Source organism: Staphylococcus sp. acrmy (assembly GCF_022690565.1).
In the GTDB taxonomy this organism is placed as follows: domain Bacteria; phylum Bacillota; class Bacilli; order Staphylococcales; family Staphylococcaceae; genus Staphylococcus; species Staphylococcus caledonicus.
In genome coordinates this window covers 229,205-255,387 of sequence record NZ_JALCVE010000003.1, presented here as the reverse complement: position 1 = coordinate 255,387, position 26,183 = coordinate 229,205, and the positions used below count along the sequence as shown (strand labels likewise).

At 32.5% G+C, this 26,183-nt stretch carries 26 protein-coding genes, 1 pseudogene, 1 riboswitch and 2 other annotated features (1 of these 30 cut by a window edge); of the genes and pseudogenes, 25 read left to right on the top strand and 2 right to left on the bottom strand.

Translation table 11 applies throughout. From position 1 onward, the window contains the following. Positions 1 to 11: 11 nt before the first annotated feature. Positions 12 to 186, top strand: a riboswitch (Lysine riboswitch). 152 nt (positions 187 to 338) lie between these two features. From FH144_RS04765 to FH144_RS04690, 16 genes are all read left to right on the top strand, one after another. Then, positions 339 to 1,832: an amino acid permease gene (locus FH144_RS04765; RefSeq protein ID WP_242314040.1), complete on the top strand. Its 1,494-nt coding sequence runs from the start codon at positions 339 to 341 to the stop codon at positions 1,830 to 1,832. A gap of 63 nt (positions 1,833 to 1,895) precedes the next feature. Next, positions 1,896 to 2,022 (top strand) — a sequence feature (ribosomal protein L20 leader region). A 23-nt stretch (positions 2,023 to 2,045) separates the two neighbouring features. After that, positions 2,046 to 2,573, top strand: a complete 528-nt coding sequence (infC, locus tag FH144_RS04760; protein WP_107508095.1) for a translation initiation factor IF-3 — start codon at positions 2,046 to 2,048, stop codon at positions 2,571 to 2,573. A gap of 27 nt (positions 2,574 to 2,600) precedes the next feature. Beyond that, positions 2,601 to 2,801 (top strand): 50S ribosomal protein L35, encoded by a 201-nt coding sequence (gene rpmI / locus FH144_RS04755; protein WP_002448990.1) that lies wholly within the window; start codon positions 2,601 to 2,603, stop codon positions 2,799 to 2,801. A gap of 55 nt (positions 2,802 to 2,856) precedes the next feature. After that, positions 2,857 to 3,213 carry a 50S ribosomal protein L20 gene (gene rplT, locus FH144_RS04750; protein WP_242314038.1) on the top strand — a complete coding sequence of 119 codons (357 nt, stop codon included), beginning with the start codon at positions 2,857 to 2,859 and terminating at the stop codon, positions 3,211 to 3,213. Positions 3,214 to 3,369: 156 nt separating this feature from the next. Further along, positions 3,370 to 3,978: an NUDIX domain-containing protein gene (locus tag FH144_RS04745; protein ID WP_107508081.1), complete on the top strand. Its 609-nt coding sequence runs from the start codon at positions 3,370 to 3,372 to the stop codon at positions 3,976 to 3,978. Positions 3,979 to 3,993: 15 nt separating this feature from the next. Then, positions 3,994 to 4,917 carry a hypothetical protein gene (locus FH144_RS04740; RefSeq protein WP_242314036.1) on the top strand — a complete coding sequence of 308 codons (924 nt, stop codon included), beginning with the start codon at positions 3,994 to 3,996 and terminating at the stop codon, positions 4,915 to 4,917. 163 nt (positions 4,918 to 5,080) lie between these two features. Further along, a complete protein-coding gene (gene tig, locus FH144_RS04735) occupies positions 5,081 to 6,385 on the top strand; it encodes a trigger factor (protein ID WP_242314034.1) in 1,305 nt (434 codons plus the stop codon). Positions 6,386 to 6,539: 154 nt separating this feature from the next. Then, positions 6,540 to 7,802 carry an ATP-dependent Clp protease ATP-binding subunit ClpX gene (gene clpX, locus FH144_RS04730; protein ID WP_242314031.1) on the top strand — a complete coding sequence of 421 codons (1,263 nt, stop codon included), beginning with the start codon at positions 6,540 to 6,542 and terminating at the stop codon, positions 7,800 to 7,802. A 166-nt stretch (positions 7,803 to 7,968) separates the two neighbouring features. Beyond that, positions 7,969 to 8,556, top strand: a complete 588-nt coding sequence (gene yihA, locus FH144_RS04725) for a ribosome biogenesis GTP-binding protein YihA/YsxC (protein WP_242314029.1) — start codon at positions 7,969 to 7,971, stop codon at positions 8,554 to 8,556. 170 nt (positions 8,557 to 8,726) lie between these two features. Continuing rightward, complete coding sequence (gene hemA / locus FH144_RS04720) at positions 8,727 to 10,073, top strand: glutamyl-tRNA reductase (RefSeq protein WP_242314026.1); 1,347 nt, start codon at positions 8,727 to 8,729, stop codon at positions 10,071 to 10,073. Positions 10,074 to 10,094: 21 nt separating this feature from the next. Beyond that, positions 10,095 to 10,907 (top strand): cytochrome C assembly family protein, encoded by an 813-nt coding sequence (locus tag FH144_RS04715; protein WP_242314024.1) that lies wholly within the window; start codon positions 10,095 to 10,097, stop codon positions 10,905 to 10,907. A gap of 30 nt (positions 10,908 to 10,937) precedes the next feature. Further along, complete coding sequence (gene hemC / locus FH144_RS04710) at positions 10,938 to 11,870, top strand: hydroxymethylbilane synthase (RefSeq protein WP_242314022.1); 933 nt, start codon at positions 10,938 to 10,940, stop codon at positions 11,868 to 11,870. A gap of 28 nt (positions 11,871 to 11,898) precedes the next feature. After that, positions 11,899 to 12,570 (top strand): uroporphyrinogen-III synthase, encoded by a 672-nt coding sequence (locus FH144_RS04705; protein WP_242314019.1) that lies wholly within the window; start codon positions 11,899 to 11,901, stop codon positions 12,568 to 12,570. Then, a complete protein-coding gene (hemB, locus tag FH144_RS04700; protein WP_107508072.1) occupies positions 12,570 to 13,544 on the top strand; it encodes a porphobilinogen synthase in 975 nt (324 codons plus the stop codon). The genes FH144_RS04705 and hemB overlap by 1 nt, the downstream gene beginning before the upstream one ends. 27 nt (positions 13,545 to 13,571) lie before the next feature. Next, a complete protein-coding gene (gene hemL, locus FH144_RS04695; protein WP_242314017.1) occupies positions 13,572 to 14,855 on the top strand; it encodes a glutamate-1-semialdehyde 2,1-aminomutase in 1,284 nt (427 codons plus the stop codon). 463 nt (positions 14,856 to 15,318) lie between these two features. Continuing rightward, a complete protein-coding gene (locus FH144_RS04690) occupies positions 15,319 to 16,392 on the top strand; it encodes an AbrB family transcriptional regulator (protein WP_242314015.1) in 1,074 nt (357 codons plus the stop codon). Between the two features lie 12 nt (positions 16,393 to 16,404). On the opposite strand, the gene FH144_RS04685 is transcribed toward FH144_RS04690, so the two are convergent. After that, on the bottom strand, positions 16,405 to 16,962 hold the full coding sequence (locus tag FH144_RS04685; RefSeq protein ID WP_242314013.1) for a DNA-3-methyladenine glycosylase I: 558 nt from the start codon (positions 16,960 to 16,962) through the stop codon (positions 16,405 to 16,407). A gap of 516 nt (positions 16,963 to 17,478) precedes the next feature. Between FH144_RS04685 and FH144_RS04680 the strand changes: the two genes are divergently transcribed. The 5 genes and pseudogenes from FH144_RS04680 to FH144_RS04665 all read left to right on the top strand — a co-directional run bounded on the left by FH144_RS04680 (position 17,479) and on the right by FH144_RS04665 (position 23,331). Then, positions 17,479 to 20,109, top strand: coding sequence for a valine--tRNA ligase (locus tag FH144_RS04680; protein WP_242314011.1), 2,631 nt, complete (start codon positions 17,479 to 17,481; stop codon positions 20,107 to 20,109). 11 nt (positions 20,110 to 20,120) lie between these two features. After that, positions 20,121 to 21,383 carry a bifunctional folylpolyglutamate synthase/dihydrofolate synthase gene (locus tag FH144_RS04675; RefSeq protein ID WP_242314009.1) on the top strand — a complete coding sequence of 421 codons (1,263 nt, stop codon included), beginning with the start codon at positions 20,121 to 20,123 and terminating at the stop codon, positions 21,381 to 21,383. A 203-nt stretch (positions 21,384 to 21,586) separates the two neighbouring features. Further along, positions 21,587 to 22,276 (top strand): prepilin peptidase, encoded by a 690-nt coding sequence (locus FH144_RS12100; protein ID WP_198611538.1) that lies wholly within the window; start codon positions 21,587 to 21,589, stop codon positions 22,274 to 22,276. Positions 22,277 to 22,290: 14 nt separating this feature from the next. Further along, positions 22,291 to 22,970 (top strand): annotated as a pseudogene (gene radC, locus FH144_RS04670) (RadC family protein). Positions 22,971 to 23,049: 79 nt separating this feature from the next. Then, the gene (locus tag FH144_RS04665; protein WP_107508064.1) at positions 23,050 to 23,331 is read left to right on the top strand and encodes a hypothetical protein; all 282 of its coding nucleotides are present in this window, start codon (positions 23,050 to 23,052) and stop codon (positions 23,329 to 23,331) included. Between the two features lie 61 nt (positions 23,332 to 23,392). Here FH144_RS04665 and FH144_RS04660 read toward each other — a convergent pair whose 3' ends face one another. Next, positions 23,393 to 23,572, bottom strand: coding sequence for a hypothetical protein (locus tag FH144_RS04660; RefSeq protein WP_107508063.1), 180 nt, complete (start codon positions 23,570 to 23,572; stop codon positions 23,393 to 23,395). 168 nt (positions 23,573 to 23,740) lie between these two features. Here FH144_RS04660 and FH144_RS04655 point away from each other — a divergent pair, with 168 nt between their 5' ends. The 4 genes from FH144_RS04655 (at position 23,741) to mreD (ending at position 26,087) form a co-directional block, all read left to right on the top strand. Further along, on the top strand, positions 23,741 to 24,214 hold the full coding sequence (locus FH144_RS04655) for a DUF4930 family protein (protein ID WP_242314007.1): 474 nt from the start codon (positions 23,741 to 23,743) through the stop codon (positions 24,212 to 24,214). A gap of 91 nt (positions 24,215 to 24,305) precedes the next feature. Beyond that, a complete protein-coding gene (locus tag FH144_RS04650; protein WP_242314005.1) occupies positions 24,306 to 24,449 on the top strand; it encodes a hypothetical protein in 144 nt (47 codons plus the stop codon). Positions 24,450 to 24,729: 280 nt separating this feature from the next. Next, positions 24,730 to 25,566, top strand: a complete 837-nt coding sequence (gene mreC, locus FH144_RS04645) for a rod shape-determining protein MreC (protein ID WP_242314003.1) — start codon at positions 24,730 to 24,732, stop codon at positions 25,564 to 25,566. Continuing rightward, positions 25,566 to 26,087, top strand: coding sequence for a rod shape-determining protein MreD (gene mreD / locus FH144_RS04640; RefSeq protein WP_242314001.1), 522 nt, complete (start codon positions 25,566 to 25,568; stop codon positions 26,085 to 26,087). Before mreC ends, mreD begins: the two co-directional genes overlap by 1 nt. A gap of 33 nt (positions 26,088 to 26,120) precedes the next feature. Continuing rightward, positions 26,121 to 26,183: a sequence feature (ribosomal protein L21 leader region), on the top strand (it continues 42 nt past the right edge of the window).

Genomic DNA, 26,183 nt, shown 5'->3' with positions numbered 1-26,183 from the left:
AATAAAAATATAAATGAGTTAGAGGTTGCATCTTTAATGATTAACTCTTCAGAAGTTATTGTGGAACATATGTTGAAGAGTGAAAGGTAAAGTTGCCGAAATGAATGATAACCACATGTATCATTTGTTGGGACAGTTATCGAATAGAAACTGTACTGTCACAGTTTGTGATGTGCTACCGATATAGATTAAGCCATGGTTGCATATCTTTCAGGTATGCAACCATTTTTTATGCTTTGATTTTAATTTTACAACTATGTAAAGTTTAAATATGATAATTCAATTATCATCACAAAACAAATAACCTTTAAGCCTCTACCGAAAGAAAGGGAGCTTCTATGAAACAAGACGGAACTCAAGAAGACGAGATTAAACGTGGTCTGAAAGATCGCCACATATCTATGATTGCGATGGGAGGATGTATTGGTACCGGACTGTTTATGACATCTGGTGGCGCAATTCATGACGCTGGTGCATTAGGTGCATTATTAGCATATGCAATCATTGGTGCAATGGTCTTTTTCTTAATGACATCATTAGGGGAAATGGCAACGTACTTACCAGTTTCTGGTTCATTTAGTACGTATGCTACTCGATTTGTAGATCCTTCATTAGGATTTGCTTTAGGTTGGAACTACTGGTTCAACTGGGTAATCACAGTAGCTGCCGACGTAACAATAGCAGCACAAGTTATTCAATACTGGACGCCAATGGCTGGTATGCCGGCATGGGCATGGAGCTGTATCTTTTTAGTTATAATTTTCGCATTAAACTCTTTATCAGTTAGAGTATATGGTGAAAGTGAGTATTGGTTCGCCCTAATTAAAGTTGTCACAGTTATCATCTTCATTATTATTGGTTTATTAACTATTTTAGGAATTATGGGTGGCGAATTTGTAGGTTTTGATATCTTTACCCAAGGAGAAGGTCCTATTTTAGGCGGTAACTTAGGTGGCAGTTTATTATCAATTTTAGGTGTATTCCTAGTTGCCGGGTTCTCTTTCCAAGGTACTGAGCTTATCGGTATCACTGCAGGTGAATCAGAAAATCCTGAACGTGCAGTACCAAAAGCCATTAAACAAGTATTCTGGAGAATATTATTATTCTATATTTTAGCTATCTTTATTATCGGAATGCTTATTCCTTATAATAGTAGCGCCTTAATGGGTGGCGGTGATAGTATTGCAACATCACCATTTACACTCGTATTTAAAAATGCTGGATTAGCTTTTGCAGCTTCATTTATGAATGCGGTTATCTTAACTTCAGTATTATCTGCCGGAAACTCTGGTATGTATGCATCAACACGTATGTTATATTCAATGAGTAAAGATAAATTAGCTTTTCCTTCATTTGGTAAAACAAATAAATACGGTGTACCTTATGTATCACTTATAGCTACTGGCGTAATAGTAGTCATCATTTTCTTAGTACAAAAATTAAGTGGCGATGCCTATGAATATATTGTAGCAGCAAGTGGTATGACTGGATTTATTGCATGGGTTGGTATTGCGGTAAGTCATTTTAGATTTAGAAGAGCATTTGAAAGACAACATCATAATAAAAAAGAATTAAAATACAAAGCAAAATGGTTCCCATTCGGTCCTATCTTTGCAGGACTTCTTTGTGTAATAGTAATTCTTGGTCAAGACGTAGACTTCATTAAAACAGGGGACTTTGACTTAAATAGATTTATTATTACTTACATGGGTATTCCAGTATTTTTAGTGTTCTTTATCTATCATAAACTAAGATATAAAACTAAAATGATTCCACTTGACGAAGTAGATTTACGACAAGATATTTCAATGGATGAAGTTAAACATCACTAATTAAAAAATAATTGTTGACTTATATATTAATTGTTGATATGATTAATGACGTTGAATACGAAACGAACCAAGTAGAAACACCCGTTTCTCACCTGTAGCGACGCATTAAGCAGTTGGCAGGTTAATCATGTCACACATTATTGTGTATGAGAAGAGAGCGGGCATTCTATGCTCGCTCTTTTTGCTTGGGAAAATTTCGTAAAATTTTGGGAGGTGTCAACCATAGCAAAAGATCAAACGCAAGTTAACGAAAAGATTCGCGCTAAAGAATTACGTTTAATTGGCCAAAATGGTGACCAAATCGGTGTTAAATCAAAACGAGAAGCTTTAGAAATGGCTGAACGTGTAGAATTAGACTTAGTAGTAGTCGCACCAAACGCAAAACCACCTGTTGCAAGAATTATGGATTATGGTAAATACAAATTCGAACAACAGAAAAAAGAAAAAGAAATGAAGAAGAAACAAAAAGTTATCAATGTTAAAGAAATACGTCTAAGCCCAACTATCGAGGAACATGATTTCCAAACTAAGTTGAAAAATGGCCGTAAATTCTTAGATAAAGGCGATAAATGTAAAGTTTCAATTCGTTTCAGAGGTCGTGCGATTACACATAAAGAAATTGGTCAACGTGTCTTAGAAAAATTTGCTGAAGAATGTAAAGATATTGCCACTGTTGAACAGAAACCTAAAATGGAAGGGCGACAAATGTTTATCATGTTATCGCCTATAAACGAAAAATAACTCATAATTAGTAGGAGGAAATGAATCATGCCAAAAATGAAAACTCACCGTGGAGCAGCTAAACGTGTTAAAAGAACTGGTTCAGGTCAATTAAAACGTTCAAGAGCTTTCACATCTCACTTATTCGCAAACAAAAATACTAAACAAAAACGTAAATTACGTAAAGCTAAATTAGTATCTAAAAGCGATATGAAACGCGTAAAACAATTATTAGCTTACAAAAAATAATTGAACAATCTAAAATGGACGATCATTAACTGATATATCTAAGGAGGAATTTAATATGCCACGAGTTAAAGGTGGAACAGTAACAAGAGCACGTCGTAAAAAAACGATTAAATTAGCTAAAGGTTACTTCGGTGCTAAACACACATTATATAAAGTAGCAAAACAACAAGTAATGAAATCAGGTCAATACGCTTTCCGTGACCGTCGTCAACGTAAACGTGACTTCCGTAAATTATGGATTACACGTATCAATGCAGCTGCTCGTAAACACGACATCAGCTATTCAAGATTAATGAACGGCTTGAAAAAAGCTGGCATTAATATTAACCGTAAAATGTTATCTGAAGTAGCTATTTCAGACGATAAAGCATTTGCTGAATTAGTTTCTAAAGCTAAAGACGCTTTAAAATAAGTTCAATATATTAAAGGCTAAGACATTGCTATAAACATTGTCTTAGCCTTTATTTTAGAATAAAGGGCTTATTAACGCACATTCGCTTTTAATTGTAGTTCAATACATTTGTCTGATAAAATACATAAGAAGAATATTTTCAATAAGGAGTTTAATATGTCCAAATATGATGAACAAATTATAGTAGTACCAAGAAACGTACTATTTGAAGATGAAGTAAATGCCTTCAATGGTTTTTTACCTAAAAATGACGCCCAAGGGGAAGCAGTTTTTAAAACATTTTCTGAATATGAAGTTAAGCGTCGTGGTGATATGGAGGAAGACGATTCATTTAAACAACTTATTTCATATTGCTTATTAGAGAATGAAAAAGGCGAACTCCTTGTCTACAAACGTTTAACAGGTGGTGGCGAGTCTCGCTTACATGGCCAATCTTCTATTGGTGTAGGTGGTCATATGAACGATGTAGTGGGCGCTAGCTCGATTAATGAAATATTACGTGTAAATGCTCAACGCGAACTTGAAGAAGAAGTAGGTTTATCAGAGGCTGATTCGCAAAATATGAATTATATCGGCTTTATCAATGATGATACAAACGAAGTGGGAAAAGTACACATCGGCGTTGTATTTAAAGTTAAAGTTAACTCAAACGATATCGAAGTCCGTGAAACAGATACGCTTAAAATTCAATGGCTTGAGCAAGAGCAAATTGATAACTATGATGATTTTGAAACATGGAGTGCGTTAATTTTAAAAGAGTTATAAAAAGGGGGTATAAAGATGTCAGATATCATCCCTTTTCCAAAACTTCAACAGAAATTATATAACGATATTATTGAAGTAGATCATAAACAAGATTACGACCAATTGTATCAATTATTCGAAGACTATGAATCACAATTTGAGCTTGATGATAAACTATCGTTTATTAAATGTGAAATGTTATATCATCAAGGTTATTACTTAGAATTAAGAGAAGAAACTATTATTCTTTTGAAAAAAGGTCTTCAATATTATGATGAATTGATGTTGTATTATGTTAAATCATTAAATGGTTTAGGACAATATTATGTAGCAGTTGAAGTTATTGACCAAATCATTGAAGAAGTTAAAAGTCATAAAACCCGCATGGAACTATTTCCGATTAAAGCTTATGCGCAATCACAATTAAATGAAGATAAACACATAACGAGTCAGCAATTAGCAAAGTTTGGTACTTTAAACACGAATGAGCAAATTAGATTAATAATGAAACTAATTGATAATGGACATTATGAATTTAAAGAAACTGTGGCATTTTTATTAACTCGTGATGTGAAAGCTAACAATTTAAAAAGCCTTATGCTAGAATTCTTACGCCTTGCTGAGTATAGTGATCCAGTTACCATTGAGAAGTACGGCTACACGATTACAGTCATTCCTAATCAACTGAAAGGTATTGAGCATACTGAGTTAAAGGTGGAAGTTATACCAAAAGTATTAGATAAGCTTAGTGATGGTGCACTTCATATTTCAGAAGAAGCTACACACGTAATGAATAATCATTCGATATTATTATATCCATTAAATATATTTGAAATATATAACCCAAATGAGTGGATATCTACGTACGATGTTTATTTTAAATCAATGATTGGTATACAGACTAGTGAGGTTAATGAAGATATATTAAATCTTATTTATGTGTTAGATGGTCAAATTTGAGCAAATCATTTTCCATTACACGTAAAATTCGTTAAAGTTAGAGTATTGATTTTCAAAAAATATGAGTATAAAAGCCCTGTTAAAGACTGTTTGTGTCCATATAGGACGTGTGCTATAATAGGGAAGTTGAAAAATTAAAAATGTAATCATGGAGGTATTATACATGACAGCAACTTGGGAAAAAAAGGAAGGTAACGAAGGATTATTAAAAGTTACAGTTCCAGCAGAAAAAGTAGATAAAGCATTAGATCAAGCATTTAAAAAAGTAGTTAAACAAATTAATGTGCCTGGTTTCCGTAAAGGTAAAGTGCCTCGCCCAATCTTTGAACAACGCTTTGGCGTTGAAGCTTTATATCAAGATGCAGTAGATATTCTTTTACCTGAAGCTTATGGTGAAGCAATTGAAGAAACTGGTATTAACCCAGTGGCTCAACCAGAAATTAATGTTACACAAATTGAAAAAGGTAAAGACTTCGAATTTGAAGCTACTGTTACAGTTGAACCTGAAGTTCAATTAGGTGATTACAAAGGTTTAGAAATTGAAAAACAAAATTCTGAACTAACTGAAGAAGATTTACAAGAATCAATTGACCATAGCCTAGGTCATTTAGCTGACATGGTAGTTAAAGAAGACGGTGCTGTTGAAGAAAACGACACAGTAAACATCGACTTTGACGGCTATGTAGATGGTGAACAATTTGAAGGTGGACAAGCTGAAGGTTACGACTTAGAAGTTGGCTCAGGTTCATTCATTCCAGGATTTGAAGATCAATTAGTAGGAATGAAAACTGGCGAAGAAAAAGACGTTGTCGTAACATTCCCAGAAGAATACCATGCTGAAGAATTAGCTGGTAAAGAAGCTACATTCAAAACTAAAGTAAATGAAATTAAATATAAAGAAGTTCCAGAATTAGATGATGAAATTGCTAATGAATTAGATTCAGACGCTAATTCAGTTGATGAATATAAAGAGAACTTACGTAAACGTTTATCTGAACAAAAAGCTGAAGAAGCTGAAAACGTTGAAAAAGAAGAAGCAATTAATAAAGCTACTGACAACGTAACTATCGACATTCCTCAAGCAATGATTGATACTGAATTAGATCGTATGGTTCAAGAGTTTGGTCAAAGAATCCAACAACAAGGATTAGACTTACAAACTTATTTCCAAATTTCTGGTCAAGATGAATCTCAATTAAGAGAACAAATGAAAGATGATGCAGAACAACGCATCAAAACTAACTTAACTTTATCTGCAATTGCTGATAAAGAAAATATCGAAGCTACAGACGAAGATATCGATAAAGAGTTAGAAAAAATGAGTAAACAATTCAACATTTCAGTTGAAGATATCAAACAAACTTTAGGTAACACTGATATCATTAAAAATGATGTACGTATCCAAAAAGTTATTGACTTAATTAGAGATAATGCTAAATACGTTGAATCAACTAAAGAAGAAAAATAATTAATATTAAACTAATAAATTAAAATATGAAGTAGCAGGTGCATCACTATATGTATCCTGCTACTCTATATTTTAAGCATTATAGTTGTTAACTATTAAGTTATGATGTAGAATGCTATCTAGTAGAGTCGTTTAAGAATAGAGGTGTAAATGAATGTTTAAATTCAATGAAGACGAAGAAAATTTAAAATGTTCTTTCTGCGGTAAGGATCAAGATCAAGTTAAAAAATTAGTCGCAGGAAGCGGCGTATATATTTGTAATGAGTGTATTGAATTATGTTCAGAAATCGTAGAAGAAGAGTTAGCTCAAACTACTTCTGAAGAATTCACTGAACTACCTACACCTAAAGAGATTATGGACCATTTAAATGAGTATGTAATTGGACAAGAAAAAGCTAAAAAATCTTTAGCAGTTGCAGTTTATAATCATTATAAACGTATTCAACAATTAGGACCTAATGAAGACGAAGTTGAACTTCAAAAAAGTAACATCGCTTTAATTGGACCTACAGGTAGTGGTAAAACATTGCTTGCTCAGACTCTAGCTAAAACACTTAACGTTCCATTTGCAATCGCGGATGCTACTAGCTTAACTGAAGCTGGTTACGTGGGTGACGATGTGGAAAATATCTTATTAAGATTGATTCAAGCAGCTGATTTCGATATTGATAAAGCTGAAAAAGGTATTATCTATGTAGACGAAATTGATAAAATTGCTAGAAAATCTGAAAATACTTCAATTACACGTGATGTGTCTGGTGAAGGTGTTCAACAAGCCTTGCTTAAAATTTTAGAAGGAACAACAGCAAGTGTTCCTCCACAAGGTGGACGTAAACATCCTAACCAAGAACTTATCCAAATCGATACAACAAATATCCTATTTATATTAGGTGGGGCATTTGATGGAATTGATGAAGTAATTAAACGTCGTTTAGGCGAAAAAATGATTGGCTTTGCTAGTAATGAAGCTGATAAATACGATGAAGAAGCTTTACTTGAACAAATCCGTCCTGAAGATTTACAATCTTACGGATTAATTCCTGAGTTTATCGGTCGTGTGCCAATTGTAGCTAATTTAGAAACATTAGATGTTGATGCATTGAAAAATATCTTAACTCAACCTAAAAATGCGTTAGTTAAACAATATACTAAAATGCTTGAACTAGATAATGTAGAATTAGAATTCACTGAAGAAGCATTAGCATCTGTAAGTGAAAAAGCAATTGAACGTAAAACGGGTGCTCGTGGTTTAAGATCAATTATTGAAGAAGCATTAATTGATATCATGTATGATGTACCTTCATCTGACAATGTATCTAAAGTTGTAATTACTGCTAAAACAATTCAAGATGAAGTAGAACCAGAATTATATGATTCTGAAGGTAATCTATTAAATGATAGTAAAACTTCAGCTTAATAATGAAATTTTTTAGTAAAAACAATATTAAGTAAACAAAGGCAATCTCTATCGCATTAGGTAGAAATTGCCTTTTTTATATATGGAGTTAAGAATAGTTTTAGAAAAGAGAGAAAGTATATTATAATAAAACAGTTAACATAAATTAAAAGAAAGAGGATAAATTATGAATATTAATCCTAATAATATTGATCTTATCATCAGCGCAGTACAAGAAGCTCAATATCCAGAAACAGAACTGTCTGAAGTAGCGTTAAGTGGACGTTCTAACGTTGGTAAATCATCATTTATCAATAGTATGATTGGTAGAAAAAATATGGCGCGTACATCTCAACAACCAGGTAAAACACAAACTTTAAACTTTTTTAATATTGATGAACAACTAGTGTTCGTCGATGTGCCTGGGTACGGTTATGCTAAAGTAAGTAAATCTCAACGTGAAAAATTCGGTAAAATGATAGAAGAATATTTAACAAAGAGAGAAAATTTAAAACTTGTGATTCAATTAGTCGATTTACGTCATAATCCAACAGAAGACGATGTTTTAATGTATGATTATCTAAAACATTTTGAGATACCAACACTAGTTATTTGTACCAAAGAAGATAAAATTGCTAAAGGTAAAGTACAAAAACATTTAAAAAATATTAAAGAAAAGTTAGATTTAGATCCAGACGATGAAATTATAAGTTATTCATCGATTCAAAATACGAAACAACAACAAATTTGGGATTTAATTGCTTCTTATTTATAATCATTATAAATTTTGCAATTAAAATTATCTCTAAATATAAAAACTGATGCATAAATGTCAAAATTATGACTCTAAATTAGAATCCTTCTAATTTATTTGAGCAAGTGACTTAAATTCAGTATAGAATGTGTTATACTAATGTTATTGTTAGTATATGGAGGGCGTTATAAATGCATTTTATTGCTTTAAGTATAAATCATCGTACAGCCGATGTAGCACTTAGAGAGCAAGTTGCTTTTAGAAATGATGCCTTACGATTAGCCCATGAAGATTTATTTGAAACTAAATCTATTCTAGAGAATGTTATATTATCTACATGTAATCGTACAGAAGTATATGCTGTTGTAGACCAAATTCATACAGGTCGCTATTATATTCAAAGATTTTTAGCGCGTTCATTTGGTTTTGAAGTAGATGATATTAAATCAATGTCAGAAGTTAAAGTGGGGGACGAAGCAGTAGAACACTTATTGCGCGTCACTTCTGGACTAGATTCAATTGTATTAGGCGAAACACAAATTCTTGGCCAAATGAGAGATGCCTTTTTCTTAGCTCAAGAAACTAATACAATGGGAACTATATTTAATCATCTATTTAAACAAGCTATTACTTTCGCTAAAAAAGCGCATAACGAAACAGATATAGCAGATAATGCGGTCAGTGTGTCTTATGCAGCAGTTGAATTAGCGAAAAAGGTATTCGGTAAACTAAAAAGTAAACATGCTGTTATTATTGGTGCAGGGGAAATGAGTGAGTTATCACTTTTAAATTTATTAGGTTCAGGCATAACACATATTACAGTGGTTAATAGAACTGAAATAAATGCAAAAGAATTAGCTACAAAACATAACGTAGAATATGGTACTCTAGAATCATTACCTAATCTATTAGCTGATACTGATATTGTGATTAGTTCAACAAGTTCACGAGATTTTATTATTACTAAATCTATGATTGATAATGTTTTAAATTATAGAAAATCTAAATCTTTATTATTAATTGATATTGCGGTTCCACGTGATATAGAACCTGGTATTGATGTTAATGAAGACGTGTTTAGTTATGACGTAGACGACCTTAATGGTTTAGTTGATGCGAATTTACTTGAACGTCAAATGGCAGCTGATTTAATAGCACAACAAATTCCTGATGAAATTCAAAATCATAATGATTGGGTGAATATGTTAGGTGTTGTGCCTGTTATTAGAGCACTTCGTGAAAAAGCGATGACGATTCAATCTGAAACTATGGAAAGTATTGATAGAAAACTTCCTAATTTATCAGAAAGAGAACGTACGGTTATTTCGAAACACACTAAAAGTATTATCAATCAAATGTTGAAAGATCCAATTAAACAGGCTAAAGAATTGAGTAATGATAAACATAGTAATGAAAAATTAGAGCTATTTCAAAACATATTTGATATCGAAGCTGAAGATCCTTATGAAGATGTTAAAGCACGTAAAGCACAAAAAGAAAAGGAGATTTCTGTTCGACATATCTTTAGTTTTGAATAAGCATATTAATATGGTGATAATATGCAAGAAACCCTGTTTATAAGATTTCATGAAATTGTATTAATTATATATTTAATCAGTATTCTCTGTTATTTTATTGATTTCGTTAAAAAAAGTCATAAAATTAGAGAATTAGGAATTTACACACTAGGGATTGTTTGGATATTACAAACAATCTCTTTGTCTATTTATATAACCTCTCACAATCCAATACCGTTGAATTCATTATTTGATGTGTTTTTCTTTTTAGCATGGATTATTATATCAATATCCTTGATTTTGAATGTTATAAAAGTTTTAAGTTTCTCAGTCTTTTTCCTAAATGTAGTAGGATTTATTTTATTAATGATGAATACGTTTCAGCCTAATCATTATGCGACTAACATGCAGCAAGTAGCGATTATTAATGAATTACTACTCGTACATATTGGGTTGGCCGTGTTAAGTTATGCATTTTTTGCATTAGCATTTGTGAATTCTTTACTATATATCATTCAATATCGTAATTTGAGAGAAAAGAATTTTGATCAGAAATACTTTAGAATAGGAAGCGTTGCGACATTAGAAGAAATCATATTCTATTCTTCGTTAGCTGGATTCATTATTCTTATGTTAAGTGTCATACTAGGAGCACAATGGGGCGTCTATACGATAGGTCATCGTATTTTTGCTGACTCAAAAGTTATTTTATCGACGATTATTACAATACTTTACGCAATATTCTTGCTATGTCGTGTGAATAAGTGGCTTAAATCAATTCATTTAATTTATTTTAACATTGTGTTATTTTGCTTATGTATGGTTAACTTATTTTTTACTACGCACTTTACTTAATTTTCAAAAGGGCAATAGGAGGCCACAAGTATGCGCAAATTAGTTGTAGGTTCGAGAAGAAGCAAGCTTGCTTTGACGCAAAGCCAACAATTTATAAATAAACTAAAAGAAGTAGACCCTACTTTAGAAATTGAAATAAAGGAAATTGTCACTAAAGGTGATCAAATTGTCGATAAACAATTATCTAAAGTTGGTGGGAAAGGGTTATTCGTTAAAGAAATTCAAAATGAGTTATTTAATAAAGACATCGATATGGCGATACACTCTCTTAAAGATGTGCCTAGTATTATCCCTAAAGGTTTAACATTAGGATGTATACCTGATAGAGAAATACCATTTGATGCATATATCTCAAAAAATCATACGCCATTGGAAGAATTGCCAGCTGGTAGTATTGTAGGCACGAGTTCGCTAAGACGTGGCGCTCAAATATTAGCTAAATATCCTGAGCTTGAAATTAAATGGATTCGCGGCAATATAGATACACGATTAAAAAAATTAGAGACTGAAAACTACGATGCCATCATATTAGCTGCTGCAGGTCTAAAACGTATGGGTTGGTCAGATGATATAGTGACCACTTACCTTGATAAGTACGTTTTATTACCAGCTATTGGTCAAGGCGCACTTGGGATTGAGTGCCGAAGTGACGACACAGAACTTCTTGAATTATTAGCAAAAGTTCATAATAAAGAAGTAGCCGAATGTGTCACAGCTGAAAGAACATTTCTTGCGGCAATGGATGGAAGTTGCCAAGTACCTATCGGCGGTTATGCTACAAATCAACCGGGTGGAAAAATTGAATTCACCGGTTTAATTATGACGCCTGATGGTACTGAAAGATATGAACATACTGAAATTGGAAAAGACCCTGTAGAATTAGGGCGAAAAGTAAGTAATGTTTTGAAAGAACAAGGCGCATATGAAATAATAAGAAAGCTTAATGAAGAACAACCACATTAATATTTTAATTATAGAGGTGTAATGGTTAATGAAGCCAGTTGTAGTAATGACGCAAACGAGTAACATACAAAGTGATTTAGTTGAAATAGTGCATAAGCCATTTATTCAAATCCAGTCACTTGAATTTGATACTCAGCTTTTGCATTATAACTATGACTGGCTTATTTTTTCTTCTAAAAATGCAGTCCGGTTATTTTATCAATATTTAGATCATATAAATGTTAAATCTATTGCTGCAATAGGAAGTAAAACTGCTCGTTTATGTGAAGAGTTAGGAATCAACGTAGATTTTATACCTTCAGATTACTCTCAAGAAGGACTTTTAAAAGAATTAAAAGTGAATCAACAAACTATACTGATACCGAGTAGTGCAAAAGCTCGACCAAAACTGCAACAAGAGCTAGCCAAAAATAATGATGTTACCAAAATTGATTTATATCGGCCTATTGCACATCATGAGAATATACAAGATGTCATTCAATTGATTAAAACTAACCAGGTTGATGCACTTACATTTTCAAGTTCATCGGCTGTGCGTTATTATTTTAATGAGAATATTCCGTCCAACTTCAATGATTATTATGCAATTGGAGCCCAAACAGCTCATACAATAAAACAATATGGATATTCACCTAAGATAGCAAAACAACAAACGTTAGAAGCACTTATAAACAAAATTGTAGAAAGTAGGAATTTATAATGAAATTTGATAGACATAGAAGATTACGTTCTTCAAAATCAATGCGTGACATGGTAAGAGAAAATCATGTAAGAAAAGAGGATTTAATCTATCCAATCTTCGTAGTTGAAAAAGATGATGTTAAAAGTGAAATTAAATCTTTACCAGGCGTATATCAAATTAGTTTAAACTTACTAGATGAAGAAATTAATGAAGCATACGAACTAGGTATTAGAGCAATCATGTTTTTCGGAGTACCAAATGAAAAAGATAGCGTAGGCTCTGGGGCATATGACCATAACGGCATTATCCAAGAAGCTACACGTAAGGCTAAAGCTTTACACGATGATTTATTAATTGTCGCAGATACATGCTTATGTGAATACACAGACCATGGTCATTGTGGTGTGATTGATCACCGTACTAAAGACGTAGATAATGATAAATCCTTACCATTATTAGTTAAAACAGCGATTTCTCAAGTAGAAGCGGGTGCTGATATTATTGCACCAAGTAATATGATGGATGGCTTTGTTACTGAAATCCGTCAAGGTTTAGATGAAGCAGGTTATTATAATGTTCCTATCATGAGCTATGGTATTAAATATGCCTCAAGTTTCTTTGGACCATTTAGAGATGCAGCTGATTCAGCGCCATCATTTGGTGACAGAAAAACATATCAAATGGATCCAGCTAATCGCTTAGAAGCATTAAGAGAATTAGAAAGTGACTTAAACGAAGGCGCAGATATGATGATTGTAAAACCTGCATTAAGTTACTTAGATATTGTACGTGATGTTAAAAATAATACCAACATTCCAGTAATTGCTTACAATGTAAGTGGGGAATACGCAATGACTAAAGCTGCGTCACAAAATGGTTGGATAGATGAAGAACGTGTAGTAATGGAACAAATGGTTTCAATGAAACGTGCAGGTGCAGATATGATTATTACTTATTTTGCTAAAGATATTTGTCGTTATCTAGATAAATAAACATTCAATATATAGGAGGACGTTAACATGAGTTATAAGAAATCACAAGAAGCAATGAGTATTGCTGAAAACCTTATGCCTGGCGGAGTGAATAGTCCAGTTAGAGCATTTAAATCGGTAGATACACCTGCGATTTTTATGGACCATGCAGAAGGTTCAAGAATTTATGATATCGATGGTAATGAATATATTGACTATGTATTAAGTTGGGGGCCTTTAATTTTAGGTCACAAAAATAAACAAGTAATAGACAAATTACATGAAGCGGTTGATAAAGGTACAAGTTTTGGTGCCTCAACACTAGAAGAAAATAAACTAGCTGAATTAGTTATTGAGCGTGTGCCTTCAATAGAGAAAGTTCGTATGGTTTCTTCTGGTACTGAAGCTACACTTGCTGCACTTAGATTAGCACGTGGTTATACTGGACGAAATAAAATAGTTAAATTTGAAGGTTGTTATCATGGACACAGTGATTCCTTACTTATTAAAGCAGGATCTGGTGTAGCAACTTTAGGTTTACCGGACTCACCTGGCGTGCCTGAAGGTACTGCTAAAAATACAATAACTGTACCATATAATGACTTGGATGCAATTAAACTTGCATTTGAACATTATGGAGACGACATTGCAGCTATCATAGTTGAACCTGTAGCAGGTAATATGGGCGTTGTTCCGCCTAAAGATGGCTTCTTACAAGGATTACGTGACATTACTTCAGATTACGGTTCTTTACTTATCTTTGATGAGGTTATGACAGGTTTCCGTGTAGGATATAATTGTGCTCAAGGTTATTTTGGTGTAACACCTGATATTACTTGTTTAGGAAAAGTTATTGGTGGCGGTTTACCAGTAGGCGCCTTTGGTGGTAAAAAAGAAATCATGGATAAAATAGCACCAGTAGGTAATATTTATCAAGCTGGTACTTTATCAGGCAATCCATTGGCAATGACAAGTGGTTATGAAACATTAAGCCAATTGACACCTGAATCATATGATTACTTCCAAGAATTAGGAGACCTTCTAGAAAAAGGACTTAAAGAAGTGTTTAGTAAACATAATGTACCAATTACAGTAAATAGAGCTGGTTCAATGATTGGATATTTCTTAAATGAAGGTCCAGTAACTAATTTTGATGAAGCTAACAAAAGTGATTTAGAGCTCTTTAGTAATATGTATCGTGAAATGGCTAAAGAAGGCATTTTCTTACCACCATCTCAATTTGAAGGTACTTTCTTGTCTACTGCTCATACTAAAGAAGATATCGAAAAAACAATTCAAGCCTTTTATAATGCGTTAAGTCGCATAGTATAAAATAAGTTAAAAGAGAGCGACAACAGAAATCTAGGGTATAGCGCCAGAGATTTAATGTAATTTCAAAGATTACGTCGTCCCGCTCTTACAAAGTTGACTAAAGATGAAGAAAATGAGACTCGAACGCATCTTCATCTCAGATCACGATTGCCAAAATTATGAGGTTAAGCTATTTCAATACTAATGGCTTAGCCTCTTTTTATGTATTTTATAGGCAAGGATGATTATAGGTAAATTTTACTATCTTTATTTTTAGCCAACCACGTCGAAAAGAAATGTCAAAGTTTTTAAAATCATAAAATAATGCTATCTTGTCTCTTAGTTTTTATTTTCCATTAATTTAGGTTGAGTAGTACAAAGCTACTAGGATGATAATACTAATAAAGTTTGCTACAGTAGAGTGAAGAAATGGTTTTAAAATAATTTTATAACGTAATTATATTATGGAAAGAAGTGGTCGTTAATGAATAAAATGCGACTCAATCAACTTATTTTGTTAGTAACTGCGATTATCATGAGTATAGTCTTTTATTTTGCCCACATACTTTTACCATTTATGTTTGGGCCTATTATTGCTGCATTGTTAGTGGTGAAGGTTTTTAAATTAGAAGTAGTGTGGCCATTTTGGCTTAGTCAAATTGGACTTATTTTACTCGGGGTTCAAATAGGGACTACGTTTACTACAGAAGTAATGAATGATATTAAAGATGATTGGTTCATTATCATTCTTGTAACTGTTTTACTCATTATGCTATCACTTTTAATTGCTTACTTTTTCAAAAAAATTGCACGTGTAAATACTGAAACAGCGATATTAAGTGTTATTCCAGGGGCACTTAGTCAAATGTTAATTATGGCTGAAGAAAGCAAGAAAGCCAATATATTAGTAGTTAGTTTAACGCAAACTTCACGTGTTATTTTCGTTGTTATTTTAGTTCCATTTATTTCATTTTTATTTAGTAATAGCGCTAATAATACTGAAAGTGTTGCTAAAGTGACGCCTTTAACCAATGCGCTTAATCTTCCTCAAATTTTATTTCTCGGAATAATGATTGCGCTTGTTTATATAGTGATGAGTAAAATAAATTTTCCAACTAAACAATTGCTTGCACCTATTATCGTGTTAGTTATATGGAACTTAGTTACTCATATTAATTTTACGCTTGATAACTATGTATTAGCGTCCGCACAAGTCATCTACATGATCAGAATTGGATTACAAATTGCTAATTTATTGGGTGATTTAAAAGGAAGAATAGCCGTAGCGATTATTTATCAAAATGTATTTTTAATCATTGGTGCGTTTGTAATGGTGTATATAATCCATTTATTCACGCATAGCTCTATCAATGAATTGTTCTTAGGAGGCGCACCAGGTGGAATGAGTCAAATCGTGTTAGTTGCCATAGCCACAGGTGCCGATGTAGCTATGATTTCAAGTTTCCATATCTTTAGAATCTTCTTTATTTTATTCATTGTGGCACCAATAATTAGTTTCTTCTTGAAAATGGGTGTAGAAAAATACGGGAAAAAATAGAAATTTTATAGATTAGTGAGTCGGTTTAGAAGGGCAATCTTTTAAATGTGCATCATATAAACCAGCAGCTTCTAAAAATGAAAATGTGGTTACAGGCCCTAAAAATTTAAATCCGTACGACTTTAAATCCTTAGACAAACGTGTGGCACGTTCATCAACTGTGATTCTTTCTGATGCATGTTGGTATTGCATATCTATCGGTTTCCCATCAACATAGGACCATAAAAATTCACTAAAACTACCGTACTCTTGTTCAATTTTCAAGTAGCCTTGTGCCTGAGAAACGATAGCTTCTAATTTTTTACGATTATGAACAATATTAGGAAACTCCATTAATCGATCGATATCTGTTTCAGTCATTTGAGCTACTTTTTCAGGTTCAAATTCATGAAAAGCTTCTTCATAAGAGGCTTTCTTTTTAAGTATAGTGAGCCATGATAGACCAGCGTGTTGAGACTCAAGTGCGATTAATTTAAATAAAGCTTTACTATCGTATAGGGGTTGTCCCCACACGTGATCATGGTAATCCAAATAGATCGGATCTTTTGTGCCGAACGCACATTCATTCATAAATATACCTCCAAGAGATTGACTTATAGCGATTTCCATTATACTATAATTAGGTAATTAAATATATTAATGGGAAGAGTAAGTTTGAACGGTAGCACAGAGAGCATATGGTCGGTGTAAATATGTATAGTGTTCATACTGAAGGTAGCCCACTTGACTTTTATTGAAATAGTATGTAGGTAAAAGCGTGTTTGAGCGTTAATCATAATTAAGTGCAAGAGGTTAGGACGAAATCTTACTTTAAGAAGAGCTTGAGACAAAAGTGTTTAGGATTTAGACAGAACCGAACGATGAGTAAAATTTTTTTAAATTTTATCGAATCGTGACAATATCTGCCGAGTATCCTGCTTTTGGGACACCGTATATCGGTTTTCCAGAGTATAAATCATTAATGTCTCAGGTTTATCTAAAGTATTAAACGTTAACGTCCTAGAATCTTGAATTTAGGTGGTACCACGGAACATCCGTCCTATATTTTTAGGATGGGTGTTTTTTAATTATTAGGAGGTTTTTTCTATGAACATGGAGCCTAAATACAATCCGCGCGAAGTAGAAGCGGGGCGTTATGAAGAATGGGTAAGAAATGAGTATTTCAAACCCTCAGAAGAGCAAGGTAAAGAAACATATACGATTGTAATTCCCCCTCCAAATGTCACTGGTAAATTACATTTAGGGCATGCTTGGGATACAACGTTGCAAGATATAATTACAAGAATGAAACGTATGCAAGGTTACGATACTTTATATCTACCAGGTATGGACCATGCAGGTATTGCTACTCAAGCCAAGGTTGAAGCTAAGTTAAAAGAACAAGACATCTCTCGTCATGATATGGGACGTGAGAAATTTTTAGAACATGCTTGGTCTTGGAAAGAAGAGTATGCTTCATTTATACGAAAACAATGGGCTAAACTAGGTCTTGGACTTGATTATAGTAGAGAACGTTTTACGCTAGATGATGGTTTAAGTCAAGCAGTCAAAAAAGTCTTCGTTGATTTATACAACAAAGGTATCATTTACCGTGGCGAACGTATCATTAACTGGGACCCTGAAGCGCGTACAGCACTTTCAGATATAGAAGTTATCCATGAAGATGTACAAGGACATTTTTATCATTTTAAATATCCTTACGCAGATGGTGACGGTTATATTGAAATTGCTACTACACGACCTGAAACAATGTTAGGCGATACAGCCATTGTAGTTAACCCTAACGATGATCGTTATAAAGATGTTATAGGTAAAAAAGTTATATTACCTATCGTTGGTCGTGAGTTACCAATTTTAGCTGATGAATATGTAGATATTGAATTTGGTAGTGGTGCTATGAAAGTAACACCAGCACATGACCCTAACGACTTTGAAATTGGTCAACGTCACGACTTAGAAAATATCATCGTGATGGATGAGAACGGTAAAATGAATGATAAAGCCGATAAATATGCCGGTTTAGACCGCTTCGAGTGCCGTAAACAACTAGTTGAAGATTTAAAAGAACAAGATATGGTCATCAAAATTGAAGAACATGTTCATTCAGTTGGTCATTCAGAACGCACAGGTGCAGTAGTTGAACCGTACTTATCTACACAATGGTTTGTGAAAATGAAACCTTTAGCACAACGTGCATTAGATAACCAAAATACGGATGATCGCATTGATTTTTATCCACCACGTTTTGAAAATACATTTAACCGTTGGATGGAAGAAATCAGAGACTGGACAATTTCACGTCAATTATGGTGGGGTCATCAAATTCCAGCTTGGTATCATAAAGAAACTGGTGAAATATACGTTGGTGAGGAAGCTCCTCAAGATATTGAAAATTGGGAACAAGATGAAGACGTTTTAGATACTTGGTTCTCAAGTGCTTTATGGCCATTTTCAACTTTAGGTTGGCCTAATGAGGCAGCTGAAGATTTCAAACGTTATTATCCTACAAATGCCTTAGTGACTGGCTATGACATCGTCTTCTTCTGGGTAGCGAGAATGATCTTCCAAGGATTAGAATTTACTGATCGTCGTCCATTCAATGATGTACTACTTCATGGTTTAGTACGTGCTGAAGATGGACGTAAAATGAGTAAATCATTAGGTAATGGTGTTGACCCAATGGATGTAATTGAACAGTACGGTGCAGACAGCTTAAGATATTTCTTAGCTACAGGTTCATCTCCAGGTCATGATTTACGTTATTCTACTGAAAAAGTAGAATCAGTATGGAACTTCATCAATAAAATCTGGAACGGTGCACGTTTCAGCTTAATGAACATTGGAGACGACTTTAAGTATGAAGATATTGATTTAACTGGTGATTTATCATTAGCAGATAAATGGATATTAACACGCTTAAATGAAACAATTGAAACCGTAACAAACTTAAGTGATAAATATGAGTTTGGTGAAGTTGGACGAGCACTATATAACTTCATTTGGGATGAATTCTGTGATTGGTATATTGAAATGAGTAAAATACCAATGAACGGTGAAGATGAAGCACAAAAACAAGTTACGCGTTCAGTATTAAGTTATACACTCGACCAAATCATGCGCATGTTACATCCATTTATGCCATTTGTCACAGAAAAAATTTGGCAAAGTCTTCCACATAAAGGCGAGACAATTGTTAAAGCGTCTTGGCCAACAGTGAAAGAGGAACTTGTATTTGAAGAAAGTAAACAAACAATGCAACAACTTGTGGAAATTATTAAATCAGTGCGACAATCACGTGTGGAAGTAAATACGCCACTTTCAAAAGAGATACCAATTTTCATTCAAGCTAAAGACGAAGATATTAAAACAACTTTAAATGAAAATGCCGATTACATTCATAAATTCTGTAATCCAAGTGAATTAACAATTGATACCAATATTGATATTCCTGAAAAAGCTATGACAGCTGTAGTGGTAGCCGGCAAAGTAGTCCTACCATTAGAAGGATTAATTGATATGGACAAAGAGATTGCACGTTTAGAAAAAGAATTAGCTAAACTACAAAATGAACTAGACCGTGTAGATAAAAAACTATCTAATGATAACTTTGTAAATAAAGCACCTAAAAAGGTCATTGATGAAGAAAAAGATAAGCAACAACGTTATCAAGAAAAATATGATGGTGTTAAAAACAGAATCGAACAATTAAAAGCATAGGAGAATCGCCGATGAATTACCTAGATAGCTTGTATTGGATACATGAACGAACTAAATTTGGTATCAAGCCTGGTGTAAAAAGAATGGAATGGATGCTAGATCGTTTGAATAACCCTCAATTAAATATTAGAGGTATTCATGTTGGTGGTACAAATGGTAAAGGCTCTACGGTAGCCTATTTAAGAGCCGCTTTAGTTGACAATGGATATGAAGTAGGTACTTTTACTTCACCGTTTATCGAAACTTTTAATGAAAGAATTAGTTTAAATGGTTATCCTATTACGAATGATGAAATAGTAGAATTAGTAGAGAGAGTTAAGCCGGTTAGTGAAGCACTAGAACAAGAAACTGAATTAGGCATTGCCACTGAGTTTGAAATTATAACAACAATGATGTTTTTATACTTCGGAGAAATCCATCCAGTTGATTTCGTTATAGTTGAAGCGGGACTAGGCATTAAAAACGACTCTACAAACGTCTTTAAGCCAATTATCTCTATCTTGACGAGTATTGGTTTAGATCACACTGACATTTTAGGAAATACGTATTTAGACATTGCTAAAGATAAAGGCGCGATTATTAAGCCAAACACACCAGTTATTTATGCAGTAAAAAATGAAGAAGCATTAAAATATATTCGTGATTTAGCAGAAAGTAATGACGCTAAGCCAATCGAACTTGATCGTGAAATCGTAGTAGTGTCTCAAGATGATGAGTTTACGTATCGTTACAAAGATTATGAATTAGAAACAATCATTTTAAACATGCTTGGTGAGCATCAAAAAGAGAATGCTTCATTAGCAATTACAGCGCTTATTGAACTAAATGAAGTAGATGTGATTGATTTAGATTTTAATAAAATGATTGATGCAATCGAAAGCGTTACCTGGACAGGGAGAATCGAACAAGTTAAAGAGAACCCTTTGATGATTATCGATGGGGCTCATAATAATGAGAGTGTAGAAGCTTTGACTGATACTATTAAAAATTATTATGACAATAGTAAAATGGATATCTTGTTTTCTGCCATTAAAGGTAAACCGATTTCTGGTATGTTGAATAGACTATCTGAAATCGCAAATAAAATTTATTTCACTGAATTTGATTTTCCTAAAGCCTTAACTAAAGAAGAATTAGCTGAGGACGTAAACGTGGAAAACATTGAATTTATAGATGACTATCTTGATTTTATAAACCGTTATGAAGGTGATGGATTATTAATCACTGGAAGTTTATATTTCATTAGTGAAGTAAAAGCCAAAACACAATTTTAAACTAAATTATGGAGAGGCTAAGCCATTGATATAAAAATGGCTTAGCCTCTTTATTTTTAAATATACATAAAACAAACAAATCTTTAAAATCTAAATTAAAATACTAAGATAATTTTGAAAATAGATAACTAAATTATATAACGCATCAAAATATAATTTACTTTTAAATCGAATTAGGTATAATAACTCTAAGGAGTTGTTATATGTTTTTATTAGCTTATGCATGTAGTGTAATCTTTAGTTACTTATATCATTTAACTACGGTTGATCAATTGAATCTTAAGTACTTCATAATGCATTCTAAATGTGATTATTGTAGTCGACGATTGAGCTGGTTAGAGCTCTTCCCAATCATAAACTTTATCTATTTGAAAGGGCGAACCTTATGTTGTCATAAGAAGTTAAACCTCAATTATATTCTCGGAGAAATTCTTGCTTTTGTAATCATTCCACTCATCTCATTTAATCACTTCGATGTGTACGCACCATTATTTTTAACTACTTTTTTATTTTTACTCACAATGGCTTTATATGATATACAAACTTTGACACTTAATTTAAATTTAGTCATTATACTTTTAATAATATGTATTTTTATAGCACCGCTTCATTTTCAAACATTTTTATTATTCGCCCCTTTAATCCACCTATGCTTTTTATTTAAACCCCATCAAATTGGCTACGGAGATATTCTTCTTCTAACTGTTTTATCGCTCTTTTATCCATATAACTTTTTTACAATCTTTTTAACTATTACATTTACAATTGCATTAATCTTTTCAAGCATAATGTTATTAATTAAACATCAACATTATATTCCACTTATTCCATTTATATTAGTAAGCTACGTTATTACCAGCTATTTTTACCACGATATTATCATTTATTTATAGGAAGGAAGATTTCTTTGAACATTAAAGATATGGCTACAAGTGAGTTGCCAAGAGAGCGTTTGATACAACAAGGGGAAAAGAGTTTATCTAATAGTGAATTATTAGCTATCTTAATAAATACAGGAAGACAAGGATATTCTAGTATCGATATAGCTAACGATATTATGAATCAATATGGTAGTTTAAAAGAATTAAAACATTTATCAATAGATGATTTAATTAAGATTAAGGGTATTGGCGTATATAAAGCTGTAACATTGAAAGCAGCATTCGAATTAGGTGAAAGAATGAATGCTAGATGTACTTTAGAAAAAGTTAAAATTAAATCTCCACAAGATGTTGCAGACATGATGATGTCAAAAATGAAAGATTTAACTCAAGAACACTTTGTAGCATTATTTTTAAACTCTAAAAATGTAGTGATTAAAGAAGAAACTATATATAAAGGGACGTTGAATTCATCTGTAATTCATCCTCGTGAGGTGTTTAATGCAGCCATTAGGGCTTCTAGCAATTCTATAATCGTCGTTCATAATCATCCTTCAGGGGACGTTACCCCTTCGAATGAGGATATCGCTACGACAATTAGAGGCTAAAAGAATGTGGTCATATTCTAGGGATTGATTTGTTAGATCACATTATTATTGGGGATCAAAAATTTACAAGTTTAGTCGAAGAAGGGTATTTTGAATAAGCATGTCTATAATATTTACCATAGTTTATAAAGTTAACTTCTTGTATAATAAAACTTAAATTAATGTTCGAGGTGCTTTATGACAATTTTTTTAATTGTGGGTATTTTGATACCTATTATCTATGTGTTGAGATTAAATATAAAACAACACACTATTAGAATTAAAGAAACGCTCATTACTATAGGTCTATCGGTAGTAGGAATCACGATATTTTCATTATTAGGTGTATTAGTAAGCCATCAACAAGTCAATATACTATCGTTAATTGTTGCGTCTATAGTAGTTGGAATAATTTGGGGATTATTATTAGCAGGAGTTTACAAACTTTATAACTATTTATCTCATACATTTAGAAAATAAAAATTGCTAGTTAGGCTATTTTACGAATTAATATGTAATAGCCTAACTAGCATTTTAAATTTTATGGTAAATAAGCGGTAATTACTTGATAATTTTCAAAAATCCATAGTATACCTTGATAAGCTAAATATAATCCTAACAACACTATAGCTGCTGAAATTATAAATCTTAAAATAGCAAGGCCCACTCTGAATAGTAAAATCACAAGTAATGCTATTAAAATGATACTTAATATACTCATTTTATACACTCCTCGTGAACTCTAATAAATATAGTATAGTAATATTGTAAATCATTTTTTCAAAATTGGGTATCATACTTTAGTTATCTAGTTACATCGTACTTTGGACTGATGAAAAATAATAACATTTACTTTATAATAGCCAAGATTGAAATAGGAGGAGAGCTAATGCGATTTATTCTCAGTATCTTTAAAAATATCATTGCAGTAATGGCTATTATATGTGTTGTATATTTTGCATTAAAATATGCTCCCTTTTTGAGAGAACAAGAATGGAACCCAGTGAATCATACGCCTAATAGTACGCAAGTAGGTGCGCCTCAAAATATGATGAATAATGAACAAGTTCCAACGAATGGTAAACATTATATGTTAGAGGAAAATGATATTATCCAAAATATTCCTCATAGTCAGGTGAAAAATGTATTTAAGCTCCTTGATAAAAATGAATTTATGGCAGTTTCTGGATTGGGTAGAATGGGCTACAATGAAAACTACATAGCCGGTCAGCGGGATGACGAATTTATCATCTATAAATTTGGAAGTGATTCCATGAGAGTATATAGTACCGAAATTGAAATGGAGCAAGATTTAAATGCGCTAGGCCAAAGTATTGAACTTAAACCACAAGGCTCATATTAGAATACTATTATTTAAATTGTAGTATTTGAAAAGAACTAGTTTTTACGTTAGAGTTTTAGATATGATAATAATTCAAAGGTTGGTGTGAATAATGTCTGAACAATCTAAAGAAAAACAAGCCAATGAGCAAGCTAAAGCTACAAACTTATTTGCCAAATGGCGTAAAAAAGAAACGCTATATAGCGAAGATGAAAAAAAGAACAAACAAGATAATAACAATAAAAATGAAGAATAGAATTGTTAAAGAGATTAGGTAATAAAGTTTATTTACACTTGTAATTTAAAGTGATAATGAACTTAGAACCTAATCTCTTTTTTTGTGATAGAGACCAAAATATTAAAAATAGGTATGTTATGCCAAAGCGAACGATTGACTTTATTCGTATACCGCTTCGTTTATGTAACTAGTACTTAAAGCTTTTGTTCATGCTTCAAACTTAGTGCTTTATTTAACCGGAAGAGTAATATAAAATAGAAAAGGACAATTTAAATAACTATTGGTAGAGGTGTTCTGAGTGCAAAAGTTTTTTAAAAATAACAAGTTGATTGTTGTTTTGTGTGCGATAATTGTCTTCATTGCACTGATTGGTTTGTCTTTACGTTCACAAACTCAATCACCTCCTGAACAATATGTGGGGGATTCTGTTTCTTTCGGTCAAAGAGTGGTCAGTTATCCCGTTAATTTTGTGAGTGGAGCAATAAATAATCTTTTTAGTTCAAACAAAGCCACTGATAATAAAAAGATTAAACAACTTGAGGCTAAAAATGAGAAATTAGAAGCCGAAAATAAAAGTTTGAAAAAAGAATTAGATATGACAGATGCATCGAAATATGATGCAATTTCTGGTGCAATCATTGCACGAAATCCAGATCAATGGATGAATACAGTTATAATCGACAAAGGTAAGAAAAATGGTATTCGTGATAATATGGCAGTTATGACTGCTGACGGTTTAATTGGACGAGTCACTAAAGTAAACCAATTTTCTTCGCAAGTGGATTTACTTTCAACCAATACTCGGACAGGTAAATTATCAGTTAATATTGAACACGACTCTAATAATATTTTTGGACTTATCGATCGTTATGATAATAAAAATCAAGAACTTATTATTAGTAATATCAACAATAAAGATAAACTTTCTAAAGGCGATAAAGTCGTGACAAGTGGTTTAGCTGATCAGTTACCAAATGACTTATACATAGGTGAAGTTACAAAAGTTGAAAATGATGAATATGGATTAGCTAAGGAAGTAAGAGTGAAAACAGGTGCTAACTTATCTGATATTAACCATGTTTATGTAGCTAAAAGTGATGCGAACAGTTCTGCTGATGGAAGTAGGGACAACTAATGAGAGCATTATCATACTTAGTTATAAGTATAATCCTATTCTATATCGATACAATAATTGGATTAGTTATCCCAATGCATATAGGTAAGTTTGAGATTATCTTTGTACCACATTTAACACTTTTATTTATATTATTATTAACCGTATACCGTGGCTTTGGTGTTGGTTTAATATTAGGAGGAGTACTAGGAATTGTAACTGATTTATATTTGGGCAGCGTATATGGTTTATACATGTTCGGTTACATTCTATTAGTTCTTCTCTTTGATAACTTCCTTAAAGTATTTTATCGAGATTACACAATGATGTTTATGTTGAACTTATGTAGTGTAGTTGTTTTCGAGATTTATATAGCATGTATTTATGCGATTATTGGATTTATTAACTTTAATATAATCAACTTCTTATTATTACGATTATTGCCAACATTAATATTAAACTTTATTTTGTTAATTATTATATTTCCAATTTTCCTTAAATATATTAAAAAAATGCAAAACAAGATTGACACTAAAGTGTAGTAATGGTACTATGCAATAGTTGAGTAGTTTTATAGCTACATACAACCGCTCAAATACAGGTTTAAGTACGCGAATAACTAAATTGGAAATAATCTA

What these genes read in the sequence shown, in the direction of transcription:
- FH144_RS04765 (WP_242314040.1), top strand. Translation starts at nt 339, where the DNA reads ATGAAACAAGACGGAACTCAAGAAGACGAGATTAAACGTGGTCTGAAA.
- FH144_RS04680 (WP_242314011.1), top strand. Translation starts at nt 17,479, where the DNA reads ATGAACATGGAGCCTAAATACAATCCGCGCGAAGTAGAAGCGGGGCGT.
- FH144_RS04650 (WP_242314005.1), top strand. Translation starts at nt 24,306, where the DNA reads ATGTCTGAACAATCTAAAGAAAAACAAGCCAATGAGCAAGCTAAAGCT.
- FH144_RS04690 (WP_242314015.1), top strand. Translation starts at nt 15,319, where the DNA reads ATGAATAAAATGCGACTCAATCAACTTATTTTGTTAGTAACTGCGATT.
- FH144_RS04655 (WP_242314007.1), top strand. Translation starts at nt 23,741, where the DNA reads ATGCGATTTATTCTCAGTATCTTTAAAAATATCATTGCAGTAATGGCT.
- FH144_RS04685 (WP_242314013.1), bottom strand. Translation starts at nt 16,962, where the DNA reads ATGAATGAATGTGCGTTCGGCACAAAAGATCCGATCTATTTGGATTAC.
- FH144_RS04665 (WP_107508064.1), top strand. Translation starts at nt 23,050, where the DNA reads ATGACAATTTTTTTAATTGTGGGTATTTTGATACCTATTATCTATGTG.
- hemC (WP_242314022.1), top strand. Translation starts at nt 10,938, where the DNA reads ATGCGCAAATTAGTTGTAGGTTCGAGAAGAAGCAAGCTTGCTTTGACG.
- hemL (WP_242314017.1), top strand. Translation starts at nt 13,572, where the DNA reads ATGAGTTATAAGAAATCACAAGAAGCAATGAGTATTGCTGAAAACCTT.
- hemB (WP_107508072.1), top strand. Translation starts at nt 12,570, where the DNA reads ATGAAATTTGATAGACATAGAAGATTACGTTCTTCAAAATCAATGCGT.
- yihA (WP_242314029.1), top strand. Translation starts at nt 7,969, where the DNA reads ATGAATATTAATCCTAATAATATTGATCTTATCATCAGCGCAGTACAA.
- FH144_RS04675 (WP_242314009.1), top strand. Translation starts at nt 20,121, where the DNA reads ATGAATTACCTAGATAGCTTGTATTGGATACATGAACGAACTAAATTT.
- tig (WP_242314034.1), top strand. Translation starts at nt 5,081, where the DNA reads ATGACAGCAACTTGGGAAAAAAAGGAAGGTAACGAAGGATTATTAAAA.
- hemA (WP_242314026.1), top strand. Translation starts at nt 8,727, where the DNA reads ATGCATTTTATTGCTTTAAGTATAAATCATCGTACAGCCGATGTAGCA.
- clpX (WP_242314031.1), top strand. Translation starts at nt 6,540, where the DNA reads ATGTTTAAATTCAATGAAGACGAAGAAAATTTAAAATGTTCTTTCTGC.
- FH144_RS12100 (WP_198611538.1), top strand. Translation starts at nt 21,587, where the DNA reads ATGTTTTTATTAGCTTATGCATGTAGTGTAATCTTTAGTTACTTATAT.
- rplT (WP_242314038.1), top strand. Translation starts at nt 2,857, where the DNA reads ATGCCACGAGTTAAAGGTGGAACAGTAACAAGAGCACGTCGTAAAAAA.
- FH144_RS04660 (WP_107508063.1), bottom strand. Translation starts at nt 23,572, where the DNA reads ATGAGTATATTAAGTATCATTTTAATAGCATTACTTGTGATTTTACTA.
- mreD (WP_242314001.1), top strand. Translation starts at nt 25,566, where the DNA reads ATGAGAGCATTATCATACTTAGTTATAAGTATAATCCTATTCTATATC.
- rpmI (WP_002448990.1), top strand. Translation starts at nt 2,601, where the DNA reads ATGCCAAAAATGAAAACTCACCGTGGAGCAGCTAAACGTGTTAAAAGA.
- FH144_RS04745 (WP_107508081.1), top strand. Translation starts at nt 3,370, where the DNA reads ATGTCCAAATATGATGAACAAATTATAGTAGTACCAAGAAACGTACTA.
- FH144_RS04740 (WP_242314036.1), top strand. Translation starts at nt 3,994, where the DNA reads ATGTCAGATATCATCCCTTTTCCAAAACTTCAACAGAAATTATATAAC.
- FH144_RS04715 (WP_242314024.1), top strand. Translation starts at nt 10,095, where the DNA reads ATGCAAGAAACCCTGTTTATAAGATTTCATGAAATTGTATTAATTATA.
- FH144_RS04705 (WP_242314019.1), top strand. Translation starts at nt 11,899, where the DNA reads ATGAAGCCAGTTGTAGTAATGACGCAAACGAGTAACATACAAAGTGAT.